We start from the raw sequence: 19814 nt of genomic DNA on the forward strand, positions 1-19814 counted from the left end.
TCTCTTCAGTGGCGGGTGGGCAGGGACGGCCGAGGCGCATGCGTGGCCGGCATCGGCAACGGATCGAGCACGGCCACGGTCAGGCGGTCATCCGAAAAGTAACGGTTTGCCACGTCCTTGACTTCCTCCGCCGTGACCTGGCGGATGCCGTCGAGCATGGTCGCCTCGTCCCGCCACGACAGCCCGACCACTTCCAGCTGGCCGATTTCCATGGCCTGACCCATCAGCGAGTCACGCTTGTAGACCCGGCTGGCAACCGCCTGGGTCTTGACCCGGGCGAGCTCGTCGGGCGCGATCCCCTCGGTCTGGATCTTCGCCAGTTCGGCACGCAGCGCCGCCTCGACATCGGCCACCGTCTTGCCCGTCGCCGGCGCACCGTCCATGTAGAACAGGGACGGACCACGGCCGATGCCGTCGTAACCCGCCCCGGCGGACACCGCCACCTGCGCATCGCGCACCACGTGGCGCGACAGGCGCGCACCGGAGTAGCCATCGAGCACCGCGGCGAGCACCTGCAAGGCATAGACGTCGCGATCCTTGACCGGATCCCGCAGCGTCGGCGCAGCCCAGGCCATGGCCACGTAAGGCAGCTCGGCGGGGGCGCGCACCGTGACCCGGCGCTCGCCGCGACGCGGCGGCTCCTGGATCACGGGCCGCGCGGGCAGCGCCTCGCCGGCGGGCACGGCGCCATAGATGCGGCGCGCCGCGTCGAACACGCGGGTGTGGTCCACGTCGCCCACCACCACCACGGTGGCATCGCGCGGCGAATACCAGCGGTGATACCAGCGCCGGGCATCCTCGACCGTCATGTGGTCGAGATCGCTCATCCAGCCGATGACCGGACGCCGGTAGGGATGGGCATGAAAGGCGGTGGCCATCAGTTCCTCGTAGACCAGCGCGCGCGGCTTGTCCTCGGTGCGCATGCGGCGCTCTTCCTTCACCACCGCCAGTTCCTTGGTGAAATCCGCTTCGCTCAGCTTGAGGCCGTGCATCCGGTCGGCCTCGAGCGTCATCATGCGCTCGAGCTGGTTGGCCGGCACCTGCTGGAAGTAGGCCGTGTAGTCCTGGTTGGTGAATGCATTGTCGCGCCCACCGACGCCGGCCACGATCTTGTTGAATTCGCCCGGCCCCACCGCCTTCGTGCCCTTGAACATCATGTGTTCGAGCACGTGGGCGACGCCGGACGTGCCATCCACCTCGTCCATCGCCCCCACCCGGTACCAGACCATGTGCACCACCGAGGGGGCACGGTGATCTTCCTTGACGACGATCCGCAGCCCGTTGTCCAGGGTGGTCTCGAAGGGATTGGCCCACGCCGGGACCATGCTCAGCATCGCGGAAACCGGCACCGCCAGCCTCCGCAGCCACCGGCCCCATGGGCCGCAGTGCCGCTTCGTCAATCTCATGCACACATCCTGCATCTGATAAAATTTGCGCTTTGTCCGGCGACCGGACGGCGAGCCATGGTAGCCGCTTGCCGCTGGCGCTGCCAGCCGGCCCGAGCGGCAATCCACCTCTGTGACTCGAAACGCCATGTTTGGTTTCTTCAAGAAATCCGCCCGCAAAGATACGCCCGAGACGCCCGCCGATGAGGCCGGCGCCGGGCAGGACATCAACGAGGCGCCCACCGAGGTGGCCATCGAGCCGACCGAAGCCCCCGCCGTGCCGGCCACGGAACCGTTGCCGGACGCGCCGTCCGGACCCGCGCCGACCGCCGATGAGCCCGCCCGCGAGGCCGAGCACGATGCCCCGACCGAGGTGCCGCCCCGCCCCGAGGCGGTGCCCGCGCCCGCCAAACCGTCCTGGCGCGACCGCCTCAAGGCCGGCCTGTCGCGCACGCGCAGCGGTCTGGCCGGCATGTTCGGCCTGCGCAAGATCGACGAGGAGTTGCTCGAGGATCTCGAAAGCACCCTGCTGATGGCCGACTGTGGCATCGAGGCCACCGCCCACCTGATCGAGGCCCTGCGCACCCGCTGGAAGCGCGACCACCTGGAGACGGCCGATCAGTTGCAGGCTGCCCTGGTCGAAGAGCTGACCGCCCTGCTCGCACCGCTCGAAGCGGAGCTGGACGTCAATACGGCCCACCCCTTCGTGATCATGATCGCGGGCATCAACGGCTCGGGTAAGACCACCTCCATCGGCAAACTCGCCAAGTGGTATCAGGGCCAGGGCAAGAAGGTGCTGCTGGCGGCCGGCGACACCTTCCGCGCCGCGGCCCGCGAACAGCTCATGACCTGGGGCGAGCGCAACGGGGTGGACGTGATCGCCCAGGAGTCGGGCGATCCGGCCGCCGTCGTGTTCGACGCGGTCAACGCCGCCCGCGCCCGCAACATCGACATCGTGCTGGCCGACACCGCCGGGCGCCTGCCCACCCAGAGCCATCTCATGGACGAGATCGCCAAGGTGCGCCGCGTGATCACCAAGGTGGACGCCACCGCACCGCACGAGGTGCTGCTGGTGCTCGACGCCAACATCGGCCAGAACGCGCTGGCACAGGTGCGCGCCTTCGACGCCGCGGTCAATGTCACCGGCCTGGTCATCACCAAGCTCGACGGCACCGCCAAGGGCGGCGTGCTCGCGGCCATCGCCCGCCAGTGTCCCAAGCCGCTGCGCTTCATCGGCGTGGGCGAAGGCATCGACGACCTGCGCCCCTTCCACGCGCGCGAGTTCGTCGACGCCCTGTTCGCCAAGTCCGAGGCGCAGAAGCGCCCATGATCGTTTTCGAGGGCGTCACCAAGCGCTATCCGGGCGGCCACGAAGCCCTGACCGAGGTGAGCTTCGAGCTGCGCCACGGCGAGCTGGTGGTGCTGTCGGGCCATTCGGGCGCCGGCAAGAGCACCCTGCTCAAGATGATCCCGGTGCTCGAGCGCCCGACCCACGGCCGGGTGCTGATCAACGGCCAGGACGTGAGCCACCTGCCGCGCCAGGCCATTCCCTACCTGCGCCGCAGCCTCGGCCTGATGATGCAGGACAACCGCCTGCTCTACGACCGCAGCGTATTCGACAACGTGATGCTGCCGCTGGTGATCACCGGCCACGCGCCGGCCGACGCGGCGCGGCGCGTCGATGCCGCGCTCGAGCGCGTCGGCCTGGGCGGCCGCGGCCGCGAGATGCCGATCGGGCTGTCCGGCGGCGAGCAGCAGCGCGTCTCCATCGCCCGCGCCATCGCCAACCGCCCCTCGGTCCTCATCGCCGACGAGCCGACCGCCCACCTGGACGCGGACTACGCCCATGAAATCGCGCAGCTGTTCGAATCCTTCAAGTCGGTGGGCGTGACCGTGATCGTGTGCACCCACGACCCCACCCTGTTCGCCGAGACCCGGCCGCGCCGCCTGGTGCTCAACCAGGGGCGTCTCATCGAGGGGGCCGAATGATGCGTGCCTGGTTCTACCAACATCGCAAGGCCGGCATCCATGCGCTCGGGCGCCTGTTCCGGCAGCCGCTGGGCACGATCCTGTCCGCGCTCGTGGTGGGCATCGCCCTGGCGCTTCCGGCCGGCGGCTTCGTCCTGGTCGACAACGTCGGCTCGCTGGCGCGGGGCGTGACCGGCAGCCCGGAGATCAGCCTCTATCTCGCCCTGGACGCGACCGACGCGGACGTGGCGGCCATCGAGACCCGCCTGCGCGACACCAAGGAGCTGACTGGCTTCCAGTTCGTCGCGCGCGACGCGGCCCTGAAGCAGCTGGCCGACAACGGGCTCGCCGACGTCCTCGAGGGGCTGCCGCAGAACCCCCTGCCACACGCCTTCATCATCACCCCCGCCAGTGACGACCCCCAGCTGTTCGACACGCTCAAGGCGCGCTTCAGCCAGTGGCCCAAGGTGGATCATGTCCAGCTCGACGCGGCCTGGGTGCAGCGCCTGCACGCGCTGCTCGGGCTGGCGGAGCTCGGCGTCTCGCTGCTGGCCGCGCTGCTCGCGGCGGCGCTGGTGATCATCACCTTCAACACCATCCGGTTGCAGATCCTGACCCAGCGTGCCGAGATCGAAGTCACCCGGCTGTTGGGCGCCACCGACCAGTTCATCCGCCGCCCCTTCTACTGGCTCGGCTGCCTTCAGGGTCTGCTCGGCGGGCTGATTGCCTGGGGCATCGTCACCCTCGGCATCGCGTTGCTCAGGCCGCCGGTCGAGGAACTGGCCTCGGCCTACGGCGCGGTGTTCTCCCTGGGCGGACCGTCTCCGGCCCAGACCGCCACCCTGCTGGCGGTCGCGATTGCGCTGGGCTGGCTGGGCACCGCGCTGTCGGTCCGTCGCCACCTGAACGAAATCGGCTGAACCGACCTCGCGGAACGGCCGCGCCAGCGCATCAAGAATCGCGCATCGGGGCCGTAAACCCTGCCATGCGCCCTCCATCCCTGCCGCCGCAGAGCACAAGGAAAGCCTCTTGCTAGCGCCCGTCCTGCGACATCCGCGCGGGACGTTCCTGCTCGCCCTGGCATATGCGGTACTCGGCGGGGTCGGGCTGGCCATGGCCATTCCACCGGGCTACGCCAGCCCGATCTTCCCGGCGGCCGGTCTCGCGCTCGCCGCGACCCTGTGGTCGGATCGGCGTCTGCTGCCCGGCGTCTGGCTCGGCTCCTTTGCCCTCAACACCTCACTGGCCGCATGGCAGGGTCACCTTTCCGTGCTCACGGTCGTCACCGCGGCCGGCATCGGACTCGGCGCGCTCCTGCAGGCCGCCATCGGCGACTGGCTTATCCGCCGCGCCCGCCAGGTGCACTGGCGCAGCCTGCTCACCGAGCGCGAAACCCTGCTCTTTCTCGCCCTCGGCGGCCCCGCCGCCTGCCTCGTCTCCGCGACGATCGGCACCAGCACCCTGATCACCGCCGAGGTCATCACCCCGGCCCAGGCGGGTTACACCTGGTGGAGCTGGTACGTGGGCGACACCATCGGTGTCCTCGTGTTCGCTCCACTCGCCCTGGTGCTGCTGCTACGCCGCGAGGCCGATTGGCGCGATCGCGTCCGCACCGTCGTGCCGCCGATGGCCATCGTGCTGATCGCCATTTCGGCCGTGTTCTACGCCGCCGCGCAATGGGAAGCACAATCCCAGGACGACACGCTCAGCGGCTATGGCGAACGTCTGGCACGACTGCTCGAGAACCGTCTCATCGCCCACCGCGAGATCCTCGCCTCCATCGCCCGGATCGAAGAGCTCCAACCGGACATGCCTGCGGCGGATTTCGACTACCTGACCCGAAGCACCCTCGCCGCCAATCCGGACCTGAGCGCACTCAGTTTCAATCCGGCCGTCAAGCATGCGGATCGTGCCGCCTTCGAAGCCCACATGGCCCTGCGCACCGGCCGCCCCGATTTTCACATCACCGAACGCGCCCCCGGCGGACAGCTGGTGCCCGCGAAGATGCGCGATCACTATGTGCCGGTCGGCTACCTTGCCCCCGTCACCGGCAATGAAGCCGCACTGGGTTTCGATATCGCCTCCGAACCGATGCGTGCCGCAGCGCTGGCCCAGGCCACCCGCACCGGTCACATCGTGCTGACCGCCCCGATCCATCTCGTGCAGGCCGGAAACGGCGACAGTCTCGGCGTTCTCGCGCTCACGCCGGCCTACCAAGGCCGCAGCCCAGGGGAGCCCGGCGCGCCGACCGGTTTTGCCGTGGCGGTGCTCAAAATGGATCATCTGGTCGACATCGCCACCCGCAAACGCCTGACTCCGGGGCTCGAATTCGTGCTGCGCGACGTCCGCGCCCCGGTGGGCCACCAGTTGCTGTATCGCTCCAACCGCGACCTGCAGGTCGACACCACGGCGGGCTGGCGCACCCACGTCAATGTGGATGCCGCCGACTGGGAGCTGATCATTCACCCGACCGCCGCCTATCAGGCCGCGCACCGCCCATGGCTGGCCTGGCTGGTCGGCGTGGGCGGCATGGGACTGGCGGCCCTGCTGCAAACGCTGTTGTTCGGCATGACCGGCCGGACCGCACTGGTCCGGAACGTCGTCCGCCAGCAAACCGACCAAATCCGGGAAAAGAACGCCGCACTGGCGCGCAGCGAGGAATTGCTTCGGGACGCCATCGACGCCATCGGCGAAGCCTTCGTCATCTACGACCCCGACGACCGCCTGATCTACTGCAACGATCGCTACCGCGAGCTGTATCAGGAATCTGCCGGGATGATCCGCGAGGGCGAACGCTTCGAGGACATCCTCCGCTACGGGGCCGAACGCGGCCAGTATGCCGAGGCCAACGGCCGCATTGACGCCTGGATCGAGGAGCGCCTGGCCGCCCACCGCGTCGGCGACACCGACCTGGTCCAGCCGCTGGGCAACGGTGGCTGGCTGCGCATTCGCGAGCGCAAGACCTCCACCGGCCACACCGTAGGCTTCCGCGTGGATATCACCGAACTGGTCGAAGCCCGGCAGGCAGCGGAGCGCGCCAATCAGGCCAAGAGCCAGTTCCTCGCCACCATGTCGCACGAGTTGCGCACCCCGCTCAACGGCATCCTCGGCATGGCCCAACTGCTCCAGATGCCCGATCTGGACGACACCGAGCGGCAGGAGTACATCCAGACCATCCTCGAGTCGGGCAACACACTGCTGGCCCTGCTCAACGACATCCTCGATCTGTCCAAGATCGAGGCGGGCCGCCTCGAGCTCCATTCGGCCCGATTCGATCCGGTCGCCCTCGTCGACGACGTCGCAGCCCTGTTCGGCCCCAGCGCGCGGCAAAAGGGGTTGCGCCTGAGCGCGCGCTGGAACGGCCCCCTCGATGCGCGCTACGAAGGCGACGCGACACGTATCCGTCAGATCCTGACGAATCTCATCAACAACGCCGTCAAGTTCACCGACACCGGCCAGGTCGAGATCGACGGCGAAGAATACACACACGACGCCCAGTCCGCGACACTCCGGTTCACGGTGGCCGACACCGGCCCGGGCATCGCCACCGATCAGCTCTCGGGCCTGTTCCAGCCCTTTACCCAGCTCGATGGCTCGCTCACGCGCCGATTCGGCGGCACCGGCCTCGGCCTGTCGATCGTGCGCCGGCTGGCGCGGATGATGGATGGCGAGGCCGGCGTCGACAGCACGGAAGGCGCCGGGGCACGCTTCTGGTTCACGGTGCGCGTCGCCCGGGCCACGCCCACGGATGGCGACGATGCGGCCCCGGGCCTGCCAACCACAACACCTGCCCTGCCGCGGTCGGGCCACATCCTGGTGGTCGAGGACAATGAAACCAACCGCCGGGTCGTCCAGTCCATGCTCGCCCGCCTTGGCGTCGACGCCGCCTTCGCCACCAACGGCCAGGAAGCCGTCGCCCGCGCCACCGCCGACACCCGGCGTCCATCCCTCATTCTCATGGACTGCCAGATGCCGATCATGGATGGCCTGGAAGCGGCGCGGCGCATCTGCCAATGGGAACACGAACACGGCCACCCCCACGTCCCCATCGTCGCGCTGACCGCAGCGGCCTTCGCCGAAGACCGGGATCGCTGCCTGGCCGCCGGTATGGACGACTACCTGAGCAAACCCCTGGACATGGCCCGACTCGATACCGTCCTGCGTCACTGGCTCAGTGCACCGCACACAACCGTCGCGCCTCCTCCGGCGGCGGCACCCACCGCCGACACCGGTGGCGTGCCCACCGTCATCGACCGCCCCTCCCTGGAAGCCCGCTACAGCCGTGATGAAGACTTGATCTGCTGCGCGCTCGACAGCTATCTGGAAGAATGGGAATCGCTCATCGACGCGGTCGCTCACGGGATCCGGAACGACAGCGCCAAAGAAACCCACCGCGCCGCACATTCCCTCAAAGGCGTCGCCGCCGCCATCTCGGGCATCACCCTCGGCGCCCTGGCCAGGGAACTGGAGATCACGGCGGGTGCCGGCGAGCTCGACCGGGTCGCCGCCCACCTCGACCAGCTGCGAGATGCGGCCCGCGCACTCGCCCGGGCCGCTCAAGCCCTGCGCGACGAAATCTCGACCTGACGCCGGCACCCGGCACCCGGCACCAAGAAAAATGCCGCCGCTCCGTGGAGGAGCCGGCGGCATTTCGGTATCTGGCGGAGAGGGCGGGATTCGAACCCGCGTCAGGGTATTACCCTGAACACGCTTTCCAGGCGTGCGACTTAAACCACTCATCCACCTCTCCGTGGAAGAGGCGGAATTCTAGCAGAATCGGTCGAAAAATGAACCCCTTGCGGCGAAAATTCACACGGGCCTTGCGCGTGCGATCGCCGGATGGACGGCGCCGTCCGTCAGCGTGACATCGGGTCGGGCATGCCCGGGTAGCGCACGAAGTCGACCAGTGCCTGGACTTCCGGGGGCGGTGGCGGGGTCAGCAGGCTGACGACGATCACCACCACAAAGCCGAGGGGCACCCCGAACACACCGGCCGAAATGGGCTCGATGCCGAACCAGGCATGGGTCATGGCGCCGTGGAAGAAGGGGTGGGTCTGGCCCACGTAGTAGAGCGTGATGCCCAGACCGCTGATCATGCCGGCGACCGCGCCCCACTTGTTGGCCCGCTTCCAGAAGATGCCGAGCACCAGCGCCGGAAAGAAGGCGGAGGCGGCGATGGAAAAGGCCAGGCCGACCATGAAGAGGATGTTGTCGGGGCGCAGCGAGGCTACCCACGCGGCCACCGCCGCCACCAGCAGGAGCTGGGATTTCGAGATCACCAGGCGCCGCTGGGTGGTCGCCTGCGGATTGATGACCTTGAAATAGAAGTCGTGCGACAGGGCGTTGGAGATGGTCAGCAGCAGCCCGTCGGCGGTGGACAGGGCGGCGGCGAGGCCGCCGGCGGCGACCAGCCCGGTCACGACGTAGGGCAGGCCCGCGATCTCCGGGGTGGCCAGCACGATGACATCGGTGTTGAGCTTCAGCTCCGCCAGCTGCAAGATGCCGTCGCCGTTGAGGTCGCTGATGCTGACCATGCCCACCTTGCCCCAGGAGGCCACCCAATCGGGCAGGAAGGCGATGCTGCTGCCCACCAGCTTGCTGTAGACCTCCCATTTGGCGAACACCGCATAGGCCGGCGCGGTGATGAACAACAGGGTGATGAAACCGAGCGACCACAGCACCGAGCGGCGCGCCTCGGCCACGCCCGGCGTAGTGTAGTAGCGCATGAGCAGATGTGGCAGCGCGGCGGTGCCGACCATGAGGACGAACACCAGGGCGAGGAAGTTGCGCCGCGCCGCGTCGCGGCCCTCCGGTGTGTCGGCGGCGAAGGCCTGCGCATGGAAGGGCGGCGGCAGGGATCGCTCGAGCGCCTCGTCCTGCGCGGCACGCCACTGGGTGCGCGCCTCGTCGGGGGTGCGCGGCAGGTCGCGCAGGGCGCGTTCGGCATGGGCGACGTCCCGGGCCGACCCGTTGCCCAGGCGCAGTTCGTCGAGCCGGGCGTTGAGGATGCGGCGCTCGGCCTCGAGCGACTGGGGCAGATGCTCGATCTTGCGCTGGTAGGCCTTCGCCAGCGCCCGGTACTGACTGCGCACCTCGATTTCGAGCGGGTCGTTGCGCAGCGCCTGCTCCTTCTCGCCGAGGCTCTTGAGCACCTTGCCGTAGACGATCTGGGGCACGGGAACCCCGGTGATCTTGTAGGAGAGGATCACCACCGGGGTGAGGTAGGCGATGATGAGGATCACGTACTGGGCGACCTGGGTCCAGGTCACCGCGCGCATGCCACCGAGGAAGGAGCACACGAGGATGCCGGCGAGACCGACGAACAGGCCGATCTCGAACTCCACGCCGACGAAGCGGCTGGCGATCAGGCCGACGCCGTAGATCTGCGCCACCACGTAGACGAAGCTCGCCAGGATGGTGGCGGCGAGGCCGACGATGCGGGCGACGTTGCCCTCGTAGCGCGCGCCGAGAAAATCGGGAATGGTGTACTGCCCGAAGCGGCGCAGATAGGGCGCCAGGAGCAAGGCGACGAGGACGTAGCCGCCGGTCCATCCGGTGACGAAGGCGAGCCCTTCGAAACCGGAAAAGTACAGGGTGCCGGCCAGACCGATGAAGGAGGCCGCGCTCATCCAGTCGGCCGCAGTGGCCATGCCGTTGAAGATCGCCGGAACGCGCCGGCCCGCCACGTAGTACTCGGACACGTCGGCGGTGCGGCTCATGACCCCGATGCCGGCGTAGATGGCGATGGTCGCAAACAGGAACAGGTGGCCGATGACCCGGTGCGACAGACCGAGATGCTCGCCCACCGCCAGCAAGAGCACGAAGACGATGAAGCCGCCGGTATACCAGCTGTAGTAGCGCCGCAGTTGCCTCGTAAAGCCCGAATTGCTCGGCATGTGCCGGACACCCTCCTGTGGCCGGGGCACGTCTGCGCCCGGCGGGATCAGATCAGTACTTGAGTCGTGCGTAGTAGGTCTTCTCGGCCGCCTCGCGCGCCTGGCCGAGGGTGTGGACGCCCTTTTCCGCCAGCAGCGGAATCATCTTCAGGAACACTTCCGCGGTGACGATGGCGTCACCCATGGCGGTGTGCCGTCCGATGATGGTGACGCCGAAACGCTCGGCGATGGCCTCGAGCCGGTGACTGTCCTGGTTCGGATGGATCACCGCCGAGAGCAGCAAGGTGTCGAGCACCGGCTGGTCGAAGCGCAGCCCGGTCGCTGCCTCCTTGAGCTGGAGGAAGCGCATGTCGAAGGCGGCGTTGTGGGCGACCAGTACCGTGTCCTCGACAAAGGCGTGGAAGGCGGGCAGCACCTTGGCGATGACCGGCTGACCGACGAGCATGTCGGGCGTGATGCCATGGATCTTGGACGACTCGGGCGGCAGACTGCGTTGCGGGTCGACCAGCTGCTCGAAGGTGTCGCTGTGCAGCACCTTGCCGTTGAGGATCCGCGCCGCGCCGATCTGGATGATCTCGTCCCCCTTGGAGGGATTGAGTCCGGTGGTCTCGGTATCGAAGACGGTGTAGGCCAGTTCGGCCAGCGGCCGGTCGTCGAGGGCATGCCCCCGCTCCGACCAGGAAAACAGGTCGAAGTCGTAGTATTCCGGGCGAGACTCGCTGCGCAGGTAGACGTCCTCCTCGACCTCCTCCTGCGGCGCCACCGAGGGCAGCGCGACGCGGAAGAAGGCGCGGTGGCGCACCTTCTCGCGCTCCAGCCACATCTCGCCGTCGTGACGCTCGATCACGTCACGCACGGTCAGCGGACTGTTTTCGCCAGCGAAACGCATCGGCTCGAGTTCCCAGTGCATGACCGTCTCGGTACTCATCGCCTGACCCGACCAGATCAGGTCCAGGTGCACCAGGCGTCCACCCCCGACCAGGCGGAAGCGCAACTCCCGGATCTCGAACTCATCCGACAGACGACTGGCGAGGTAAGTGACCGCCTGCAGCAGGGAGAAGCTGTCCACCTTGACCCACAGCTGCTCGTCCACCTCCTCGACCTTGGTACGCAGGGACAGGCGGCTTTCCACCCGCCGCTGCGCGGCCGCCACCAGATCGGCGCCGAGCATCTCCTCGAGCTGCCAGCGCGCCTTGAGGGAGTTGGCGAACTCCGCCGCGCTCGACTCGAGACGATCGCTCATGGCGCGCACCTCGTCTCGGATCACACTGCGGAAGCGCTGGCGCAAGGCATCGTCCAGATCCTCGTAGTCGAGCATCTCGGCGGCCGCGCGCACGTTGGCGAGCGCGGCGCGATTGCCTTCGGTGAGGGTGTGCAGGATCTCGTCGCGCCGCGCCTCGTTCTCGATGGCACGGGTAATGTTGTCGAGCATCAGGATGAAGCCCGAGACCGGCCGCTCGGCAGGCGTGTCGCCAGCGCCGAGGACCGGCGCCATCTGCACGCGCAGCAACTGCCCCGCCCGTGTCGTGGTGACAAAGTTGGTGACCGGCTGGCTGGCGTTCTTGCGCAGGCGGTCCTGGATGTTCTCGAGCGCATGGGCGATCAGATGCCGATCCATGACCGCGTAGATGGAGCGCCCGAGGCCGATCAGCTCGCCCCCGCCCGCCGCACCGGGCGCCTCGGACAGGGCACGGAACTGCAGCCGGGCGCGGTTGTTGTAGAGCAGGATGCGCCCGTCCAGATTGCACACCACCACGCTCTGGCTCAGCTCCGACATGAGCGCCGCGAGACGGTTCTTCTCCTCCTCCACGGTCCGGCGCGCCTCGGTCACGCGCTGCTCGACATGCTCCTGCAGCCCCTGGCGCTGATCGGCCAGCTGGTTGATGATGTCGATGAACTGGCGCGTCTCGCCGCCGCCGTCGGGGGTGAGCCGCCGCGCAGGCTCCGCGGCCAGCAAGGTGCGGGCGTCCTCCGCCAGACGCGCCGGCACGGCGATGAAACGCCGGTGCAGATCCCGCGCCACGGCCGCCGCCGCGATCATCGCGAGCACCACCATGGCGCCGATCAGGCCGGACCGGGGTGAGAGGATGGGGTCGAGCACCGCCTGCTCCTCGGGAGACAGATCGGCCCAGATCACCCAGCCGGTCGCGAGGAAGGCGACCAGCACCGCCATGCTCGCCGCCAGCACCGCCACCACCATGCGCCCCTTCGGGCTCATCGAGTGACCCCGAGCATGCTGTGTACTTGTTCGACCAGCTCCTTCGTCGAAAACGGTTTGGTCATGTAGGCGTCCGCCCCCAGCGCCAGCCCCTTGGCCACCTCGGTATCGCGCCCCTTGGCGGTCAGCATCAGGATGCGGGTATCGGCGATCGCCGGATCGGCGCGCACCTCCTGGCACACATCGAAGCCGCTCTTCTTCGGCATCATGACATCGAGCAGCACCAGATCCGGCGCATCGTTGCGGATGCGCGCCAGCGCCTCCTCGCCATCGCTGGCAACGAGCACCTCGAAGCCCTCCCGCTTCATGAGGAACTCCAGCGAGATGACGATGTTTTCCTCATCGTCCGCAATCAGTATCTTTTTCGTATCGCTCATCACCTCTCCCCCCCTGCAAAACATTCTACGGCATTGCCCCGCGGCGCCCCCCTGCCCGGCCGTCATCTTTTTCCGAGGCGGTTCGCAGCGGCAGCGAAAACGAAAACGCCGCGCCCTGCCCCGGTGTGCTGTGCACCCACAGGCGCCCGCCAAAATGCTCGATGATCTGGCGGCTGATCGGCAGACCCAGCCCCGTCCCGGTCGGCTTGCCACCGCTGCCGCGCACCTGACGGAAGCGTTCGAAGATTTCCGCCTGGGCTTCCGGGGCGATGCCGGGGCCGTTGTCTTCCACGTCCACCTGCAGCGCATCGACCGTCTCGCGCAGGCGAACGGTCACCACGCCGGCATTGATCGGCACGAAGCGCGCCGCATTCCCCAGCAGGTTCACCATCACCTGGACGAGCCGGTCACGGTCGGCGAGGATCGGCGCGACCCGTTCGGGCAGATCGAGCTCCAGGCGGGCACCGCGCTCGCGCAGCAGCTGTGCGCCGGTGTCGGCCGCGTGCCGGACCAACTCGACCAGATCCACCTCGGTTTCGTGCCACTGGGCGTGACCGGACTCGATCTTCGCCAGGTCCAGCACCTGATTGACCAGCCGCGTGAGCCGCTCGGTCTCCTTGACGATGATGCCGAGGAAGCGCACCCGATCGTCGCGTGCGATGTCGGGATCGTCGAACAGCATCTCGGACAGCGCCCGGATCGAGGTCAGCGGGGTGCGCAGCTCATGGGTCACCGAGGACATGAAATCGTCCTTGAGCCGGTCGAGCTCCTGAAGCCGCTCGTTGGCGGCACGCAGCTCGCGGGTCGCCGCCTCGAGGGCGCGCGACTTGTCCTCGAGCTCCCGCGAGTAGGCGCGCACCCGGGACGCTTCGTCGAGGATGTTCATCACCTCTTCCAGACCGAGCGCCTCCTCCTCGACCACCGAGGCGATCATGATGCGCGCGGAGGCACTGCCGATGGCTCCCGCGAGCAGGGTTTCGGCGAAGTGGACCAGGTCGCCGTCCGCCTTGAGCGCCTCGACGCGGTCGACCCCGCGCCGGCGGGCGTAGCCGGAAAAGGCCTCCTCGACCCGGCGTGCGCCGAGAAACCGGGCCAGCAGGGCACACAAGTCGTCCACCTGGGCCTGACCGCGCCAGAAGCGCGCCGCCCCGACCGGATCGCGCTCGACGATGTCGACGAACAGGCCCGCCTGGCCCACCTCGACCGGCGACGGGGCGCGCGCCAGCGACACCAAGACGAAGCTCCCGACGTTCGCGAGCAGGCTCCAGAACACCGCGTGAGTGATGTGATTGACGCCGGTCATGCCGAACAGCGCTTCGGGCCGCAGCGCAGCAAGCCCGAACAGCCCCTGGTCGACCACGCTCATGGGCAGCCAGCCGCTCTTGGCGAATGAAGGCAGCAGCAGGGTGTAGGCCCAGACCAGGAAGCCCGCAGACACCCCCGCGATCGCGCCCCGGCCGGTGGCCCCGCGCCAGTACATGCCGCCGAGCAAGGCGGGGGCGAATTGAACCACCGCCGCGAAACTGATCAGGCCGATCGACACCAGGGCATAGGCCTGCCCGGCGAGGCGAAAATAGACGTAACCGAGGAGCAGGACGATGGCAATGGCTGCGCGCCGGATGAGCAGCAGCAATCCGGTCAGATCCTGCGGCGCGCGGCGATGGAAGCGTGCATTGGACAACAGCGCCGGCATGACCAGATCGTTGCACACCATCGTGGACAGGGCGATGGTCTCGACGATGATCATGCCGGTGGCCGCCGACAGACCGCCGATGAACACGATCAGCGTCAGCAGATCATATCCGGCCGAGCGCGGCAGCACGAGGACGAAGGAATCCGGATCGGCATCCGGCGGAAAGCTCAGTACGCCCCCGAGCGCGATCGGCAGCACGAAGATGTTGATGAGCAGCAGATAGGTCGGAAACAACCACGACGCACGCTGCAGGTGACGCTCGTCCACGTTCTCGACGACCGCGACCTGGAACTGGCGCGGCAGCATCAGAAAGGCCAGTCCGGAAAGCAGCATCAGGGCGAACCAGTCGGCGGCGCTGCCCACATGCTGCAGGGACAGCAACGAACGCAGGTCGTCGTTGGCACCGGCGCGCGCGAGCAGATCATGCCAGCCATCGAAGAGCACGTAGGTCACCACCACCCCGAGCGCCAGGAAGGCGCCCAGCTTGACCAGCGACTCGAAGGCCACGGCCGCGACCATGCCCTCGTGACGCTCGGTGGCGTCCAAGTGACGGGTGCCGAAGATCATGGTGAAGGCCGCCAGGGCCAGGGCCATGTACAGCGCCGAATCCCGGTACCACTCGCCCTCGGCCCCATGCGCCGCCCCGGTCAGCAGGCCGTATTCGCTCGACACCGCCTTGAGCTGGAGGGCGATGTAGGGAACGATGCCGATGACCGCCATCAGCGTGACCATCGCGGCCAGGTGGCGGCTCTTGCCATAACGCGAGGCGATGAAATCCGCGATCGACGTGATGCGGTAGGCCTTGCTGATGCGGACCATCTTCAGCAGCACCAGGGAGCCGACGCCCATCACCAGGGTCGGACCCAGATACACCGGCAGGAAGCTGACGCCCGCGGTGGAGGCACGACCGACACTGCCGTAGTAGGTCCAGGCCGTGCAGTACACGGCCAGCGACAGCGCGTACACCCACGGATTGGCGATGAGCGAGCGCCCCGCGTCGGCCCGGCGGTCGCCGATCAACGCGACGACGAATAGCAAGCCGAGGTAGGCGAACGACGCCCCGAGGATCAGCCCGCTGGAGATCATCCGCCGCGCTCCACGACCCAGGCGAGGAAGGCGATGAAGCCGCCCCAGACCGCGAACAGGTAGGCATAGAGCGCCGGCACCCCCAGCACCGTGGCCTCGACGTCCACCAGCCACAGCAGCGGCGCGTTGAACAGCAGGGCCGCGAGCAGCGTACCGGCAATCAGCCGCTGTCGTGCCAGCGCCTTACGCATGACCGATCCCGAACGATTCGACGCATCTCATCGCCATCCGCCTCCAGCAGCGTGCCTTGGGGGCACGCTGCGGTCAAAAAAAAGGCGCGTTGCCGCGCCTTGTCTCCTCTTTATTGCCCGACTTCTTGGGTCGGGTCCCTCCATTGTTCTTGTCGGGGCGGCCGGCTGTGCCGCCGGCTCACCCCTGGTCCTGCTTAACCCTTGAGTTGATCGAGAATCGCGGGGTTCTCCAGCGTGGAGGTATCCTGCGTGATCTCCTCACCCTTGGCAAGCTGGCGCAGCAGACGGCGCATGATCTTGCCCGAACGGGTCTTGGGCAGGTTTTCACCGAAGCGGATGTCTTTCGGCTTGGCGATCGGACCGATCTCCTTGCCCACCCAGGCGGCCAGCTCCTTGATCGTCGCCACGGCTTCGTCGCCGGTCGGGCGCGGCCCCTTGAGCACCACGAAAGCCACGATGGCCTCACCGGTGGTGTCGTCAGGACGACCGACCACGGCCGCTTCGGCAACTTTCTCATGCGCCACCAGGGCGGATTCGATTTCCATCGTACCCATGCGGTGGCCGGAGACGTTCAGCACGTCATCGATACGACCGGTGATGGTGAAGTAACCGGTTTCGGCGTCACGGATGGCGCCGTCACCTGCCAGATACAGCTTGCCCTGGAAGTCGGCCGGGTAGTAGGAGCTCTTGAAACGCTCCGGATCGCCCCACACGGTACGGATCATGGACGGCCACGGGCGCTTGACCACCAGGATGCCGCCCTGGCCCCACGGCACCTCGGTGCCGGTCTCGTCGACCACGGTGGCCTGGATACCCGGGAACGGCAGCGTGCACGAACCCGGCAGGAGCGGCGTGGCGCCCGGCATCGGGGTGATCATGTGCGCCCCCGTCTCGGTCTGCCAGAAGGTGTCCACGATCGGGCAGCGGCCACCGCCGACGTTCTCGTGGTACCACTCCCAGGCGGCCGGGTTGATCGGCTCACCCACCGAACCCATGATGCGCAGGCTCGACAGATCGTAGTTCTTCGGATGCACCTTCTCGTTGGCGTCGGCCGCCTTGATCAGCGAGCGGATGGCGGTCGGTGCGGTGTAGAAGATGCTGACCTTGTGGTTCTGGATCATCTGCCAGAAGCGACCGGCATCCGGATAGGTCGGCACGCCCTCGAACACCACCTGGGTGGCGCCGGAGGCCAGCGGACCGTAGGCGATGTACGTGTGCCCGGTCACCCAGCCGATGTCGGCGGTACACCAGAACACGTCATCCGGCTTGATGTCGAAGGTGTATTGCATGGACAGCACGGCCTGCAGCAGATAACCACCACTGGAATGCTGCACGCCCTTCGGCTTACCGGTGGAGCCGGAGGTGTAGAGCAGGAACAGGGGGTGCTCGGCACCGACCCACTCCGGCTCGCAGGTGTCCGGCTGCTGGGCCATGACTTCCTCGACCCATTGGTCACGACCAGCCACCATGGTCACCTCACCGCCGGTGCGCTTGACCACCAGCACGTTCTTGACGGCCTCGCAGCCGCCCATGGACAGGGCTTCGTCAGCGATCGGCTTGAGCGGAAGCGCCTTGCCGCCACGGAACTGGCCATCCGATGTGATCAACGCGACGGCGCCGGAACTCTCGAGGCGGTCGCGCAGGGACTGGGCGGAGAAGCCACCGAACACCACGGAATGGGTGGCACCGATCCGGGCGCAGGCCTGCATCGCGACGATGCCCTCGACCGACATCGGCAGGTAGATGACGACCCGGTCACCACACTTGACGCCAACGCTCTTGAGCGCGTTGGCCATCTTGCAGACCTTACCGAGCAGCTCCTTGTAGGTGACCTTGCTGACCTTGCCGTCGTCGCCCTCGAAGATGATCGCCACCTTGTCGCCCAGACCATTGTTCACTTGGCGGTCAAGGCAGTTGTAGGAGACGTTCAGCTCGCCATCGGCGAACCACTTGAAGAACGGAGCATCGCTCTCGTCCAGCACCGTCGAAAACGGCTTGTGCCAGTCAAGAAGCTTGCGGGCGTGATTCGCCCAGTAGCCTTCGTAGTCTTCCTCGGCTTGCTTGACCAGCGCCTGGTAGGCCTCCATGCCAGGGACGGCTGCATTCTTGACCAGCGCCTCGGGCGGGTAATACAGCTTCTGGGCATTTTCGGACATAACGTACCTCTCCTCAATTCAATGAATCGGACTTCAGATCAATGTCTTGCGCCCGTCCGTTCACGCTCCTCCCTGCAGCATCTGCAAGCGCGAGGACGTTGCTGATTATTGGTATTAAAAGAATTGTATCTTACACAGGACTTACACAACCGCTCGCTGCCGCCAGTCCAGCGCCAATGCCGCGTCCATGAGGGAATGCTAGAATCCCCACGCGCTTGCGGCAAGTGCGCGGACGGGCACCATATTCGCCCGTTCCCGATTCGGCTGCAAGCCGACGAACATGAGGGAGCCACCGTGAGCACGATCAAGCAGGAAGATTTCATCCAGTCCATCGCGGACGCATTTCAATTCATCAGCTACTACCATCCGCTCGACTACATTCAGGCCCTGGGCGAGGCATATGAACGCGAGCAGTCCCCTGCGGCAAAGGACGCCATCGCCCAGATCCTGACCAATAGCCGCATGTGCGCCGAAGGTCATCGTCCCATCTGCCAGGACACCGGCATTGCGGTGGTTTTCCTCAAGGTCGGCATGAACGTACGCTGGGACAGTACGCTGAGCGTGCAGGACATGGTCAACGAAGGCGTCCGACGTGCGTACACCCACCCGGACAACAAGCTGCGCGCCTCGGTCCTGCTCGACCCGGCCGGCGCCCGCAAGAACAGTCGCGACAACACCCCGGCGGTCGTCCATTATGAAATCGTCCCGGGCGATACGGTGGAAATCACCTGTGCCGCCAAAGGCGGCGGCTCGGAAAACAAATCGAAGATGGCCATGCTGAACCCGTCTGACTCCATCGTCGATTGGGTGCTCAAAACCGTGCCCACCATGGGCGCGGGCTGGTGCCCCCCCGGGATTCTCGGCATCGGCATCGGCGGCACGCCGGAAAAGGCCATGCTGCTGGCCAAGGAGTCACTCATGGACCATGTCGACATCCATGAACTTCAAGCCAAGGCCACCAGCGGAGTCGAATTGACACGCGTTGAACAACTCCGACTCGAGCTGTTCGAGAAGGTCAACGCCCTGGGTATCGGCGCGCAGGGCCTCGGCGGCCTGACCACGGTGCTCGACGTCAAGATCCTGGATTACCCGACACACGCAGCCTCCCTCCCGGTCGCGATGATTCCGAACTGTGCGGCGACCCGTCACGTCCACTTCGAGCTCGACGGCAGCGGACCGGTGCACCTTCGCACGCCGCGCCTCGAAGACTGGCCCGAAGTGACCTGGAAGCCCGACACCGGGGTCGCCACGCGGGTCAACCTCGATACGCTGACCAAGGACGAAGTCGCCGCCTGGAAGCCGGGGCAGGTCCTGCTCCTGAACGGAAAGATGCTCACCGGTCGCGACGCCGCCCACAAGCGCATCCAGGATATGCTCGCCAAGGGCGAAGCCCTGCCGGTCGATTTCACGAACCGGATTATCTACTACGTCGGCCCGGTCGATCCTGTCCGCGACGAGGTGGTCGGCCCCGCCGGCCCGACCACGGCCACTCGCATGGACAAGTTCACCCGGATGATGCTTGAAAAAACCGGACTGATTGCGATGGTCGGCAAGGCGGAGCGCGGCCAGATCGCGATCGACGCCATCAAGGACAATCAGGCCGCCTATCTCATGGCGGTCGGCGGTTCTGCCTATCTCGTCTCCAAGGCCATCAAGACGGCCAAGGTGGTTGGTTTCGAGGATCTGGGCATGGAGGCCATCTATGAATTCGACGTTGTTGACATGCCGGTGACGGTTGCCGTCGATGCGACGGGGCAATCGGTTCACCAGACCGGTCCGAAGGAATGGCAAGCCAAGATCGGCAAGATCCCCGTCGTACCCGCTTGATTGATTTCTTCGACAAT

At 66.9% G+C, this 19814-nt stretch carries 12 protein-coding genes and 1 tRNA gene; 5 read left to right on the top strand and 8 right to left on the bottom strand.

Going from position 1 to position 19814, the window contains the following annotated elements:
* Positions 1–5 precede the first annotated feature (5 nt).
* Entirely contained in the window at positions 6–1334 is a 1329-nt protein-coding gene (locus G3580_RS15420) for a M16 family metallopeptidase (RefSeq protein ID WP_228720687.1), read from the bottom strand.
* A gap of 199 nt (positions 1335–1533) precedes the next feature.
* Here G3580_RS15420 and ftsY point away from each other — a divergent pair, with 199 nt between their 5' ends.
* The 4 genes from ftsY to G3580_RS15440 all read left to right on the top strand — a co-directional run bounded on the left by ftsY (position 1534) and on the right by G3580_RS15440 (position 7940).
* Positions 1534–2715, top strand: a complete 1182-nt coding sequence (ftsY, locus tag G3580_RS15425; RefSeq protein WP_173766990.1) for a signal recognition particle-docking protein FtsY — start codon at positions 1534–1536, stop codon at positions 2713–2715.
* Positions 2712–3374: a cell division ATP-binding protein FtsE gene (locus G3580_RS15430; RefSeq protein WP_173766992.1), complete on the top strand. Its 663-nt coding sequence runs from the start codon at positions 2712–2714 to the stop codon at positions 3372–3374. Before ftsY ends, G3580_RS15430 begins: the two co-directional genes overlap by 4 nt.
* Entirely contained in the window at positions 3374–4273 is a 900-nt protein-coding gene (ftsX, locus tag G3580_RS15435; protein WP_173768841.1) for a permease-like cell division protein FtsX, read from the top strand. Before G3580_RS15430 ends, ftsX begins: the two co-directional genes overlap by 1 nt.
* A gap of 109 nt (positions 4274–4382) precedes the next feature.
* Positions 4383–7940 carry a CHASE domain-containing protein gene (locus tag G3580_RS15440; protein ID WP_173766994.1) on the top strand — a complete coding sequence of 1186 codons (3558 nt, stop codon included), beginning with the start codon at positions 4383–4385 and terminating at the stop codon, positions 7938–7940.
* 72 nt (positions 7941–8012) lie between these two features.
* On the opposite strand, the gene G3580_RS15445 is transcribed toward G3580_RS15440, so the two are convergent.
* The 7 genes from G3580_RS15445 to acs all read right to left on the bottom strand — a co-directional run bounded on the left by G3580_RS15445 (position 8013) and on the right by acs (position 17970).
* Positions 8013–8103: transfer RNA gene (locus G3580_RS15445), tRNA-Ser, on the bottom strand.
* 106 nt (positions 8104–8209) lie between these two features.
* The gene (locus tag G3580_RS15450; protein ID WP_173766996.1) at positions 8210–10249 is read right to left on the bottom strand and encodes a sodium:solute symporter family protein; all 2040 of its coding nucleotides are present in this window, start codon (positions 10247–10249) and stop codon (positions 8210–8212) included.
* Between the two features lie 52 nt (positions 10250–10301).
* The gene (locus tag G3580_RS15455) at positions 10302–12467 is read right to left on the bottom strand and encodes a 3'-5' exonuclease (RefSeq protein ID WP_173766998.1); all 2166 of its coding nucleotides are present in this window, start codon (positions 12465–12467) and stop codon (positions 10302–10304) included.
* A complete protein-coding gene (locus G3580_RS15460) occupies positions 12464–12844 on the bottom strand; it encodes a response regulator transcription factor (RefSeq protein WP_173767000.1) in 381 nt (126 codons plus the stop codon). Before G3580_RS15460 ends, G3580_RS15455 begins: the two co-directional genes overlap by 4 nt.
* A 25-nt stretch (positions 12845–12869) precedes the next feature.
* Positions 12870–15623 (bottom strand): sensor histidine kinase, encoded by a 2754-nt coding sequence (locus G3580_RS15465; protein ID WP_173767002.1) that lies wholly within the window; start codon positions 15621–15623, stop codon positions 12870–12872.
* Entirely contained in the window at positions 15620–15814 is a 195-nt protein-coding gene (locus G3580_RS15470; RefSeq protein ID WP_173767003.1) for a hypothetical protein, read from the bottom strand. Before G3580_RS15470 ends, G3580_RS15465 begins: the two co-directional genes overlap by 4 nt.
* Positions 15815–16008: 194 nt before the next feature.
* A complete protein-coding gene (acs, locus tag G3580_RS15475) occupies positions 16009–17970 on the bottom strand; it encodes an acetate--CoA ligase (protein WP_173767005.1) in 1962 nt (653 codons plus the stop codon).
* Between the two features lie 294 nt (positions 17971–18264).
* On the opposite strand from acs, the gene G3580_RS15480 reads away from it, so the two are divergent.
* Complete coding sequence (locus tag G3580_RS15480; protein WP_173767007.1) at positions 18265–19797, top strand: fumarate hydratase; 1533 nt, start codon at positions 18265–18267, stop codon at positions 19795–19797.
* Positions 19798–19814: the final 17 nt, after the last annotated feature.

The organism is Nitrogeniibacter mangrovi (genome assembly GCF_010983895.1).
Taxonomy (GTDB): Bacteria; Pseudomonadota; Gammaproteobacteria; order Burkholderiales; family Rhodocyclaceae; genus Nitrogeniibacter; species Nitrogeniibacter mangrovi.

What these genes read in the sequence shown, in the direction of transcription:
- G3580_RS15450 (WP_173766996.1), bottom strand. Translation starts at nt 10,249, where the DNA reads ATGCCGAGCAATTCGGGCTTTACGAGGCAACTGCGGCGCTACTACAGC.
- G3580_RS15470 (WP_173767003.1), bottom strand. Translation starts at nt 15,814, where the DNA reads ATGCGTAAGGCGCTGGCACGACAGCGGCTGATTGCCGGTACGCTGCTC.
- G3580_RS15430 (WP_173766992.1), top strand. Translation starts at nt 2,712, where the DNA reads ATGATCGTTTTCGAGGGCGTCACCAAGCGCTATCCGGGCGGCCACGAA.
- G3580_RS15465 (WP_173767002.1), bottom strand. Translation starts at nt 15,623, where the DNA reads ATGATCTCCAGCGGGCTGATCCTCGGGGCGTCGTTCGCCTACCTCGGC.
- G3580_RS15455 (WP_173766998.1), bottom strand. Translation starts at nt 12,467, where the DNA reads ATGAGCCCGAAGGGGCGCATGGTGGTGGCGGTGCTGGCGGCGAGCATG.
- G3580_RS15420 (WP_228720687.1), bottom strand. Translation starts at nt 1,334, where the DNA reads ATGCTGAGCATGGTCCCGGCGTGGGCCAATCCCTTCGAGACCACCCTG.
- G3580_RS15460 (WP_173767000.1), bottom strand. Translation starts at nt 12,844, where the DNA reads ATGAGCGATACGAAAAAGATACTGATTGCGGACGATGAGGAAAACATC.
- ftsY (WP_173766990.1), top strand. Translation starts at nt 1,534, where the DNA reads ATGTTTGGTTTCTTCAAGAAATCCGCCCGCAAAGATACGCCCGAGACG.
- acs (WP_173767005.1), bottom strand. Translation starts at nt 17,970, where the DNA reads ATGTCCGAAAATGCCCAGAAGCTGTATTACCCGCCCGAGGCGCTGGTC.
- ftsX (WP_173768841.1), top strand. Translation starts at nt 3,374, where the DNA reads ATGCGTGCCTGGTTCTACCAACATCGCAAGGCCGGCATCCATGCGCTC.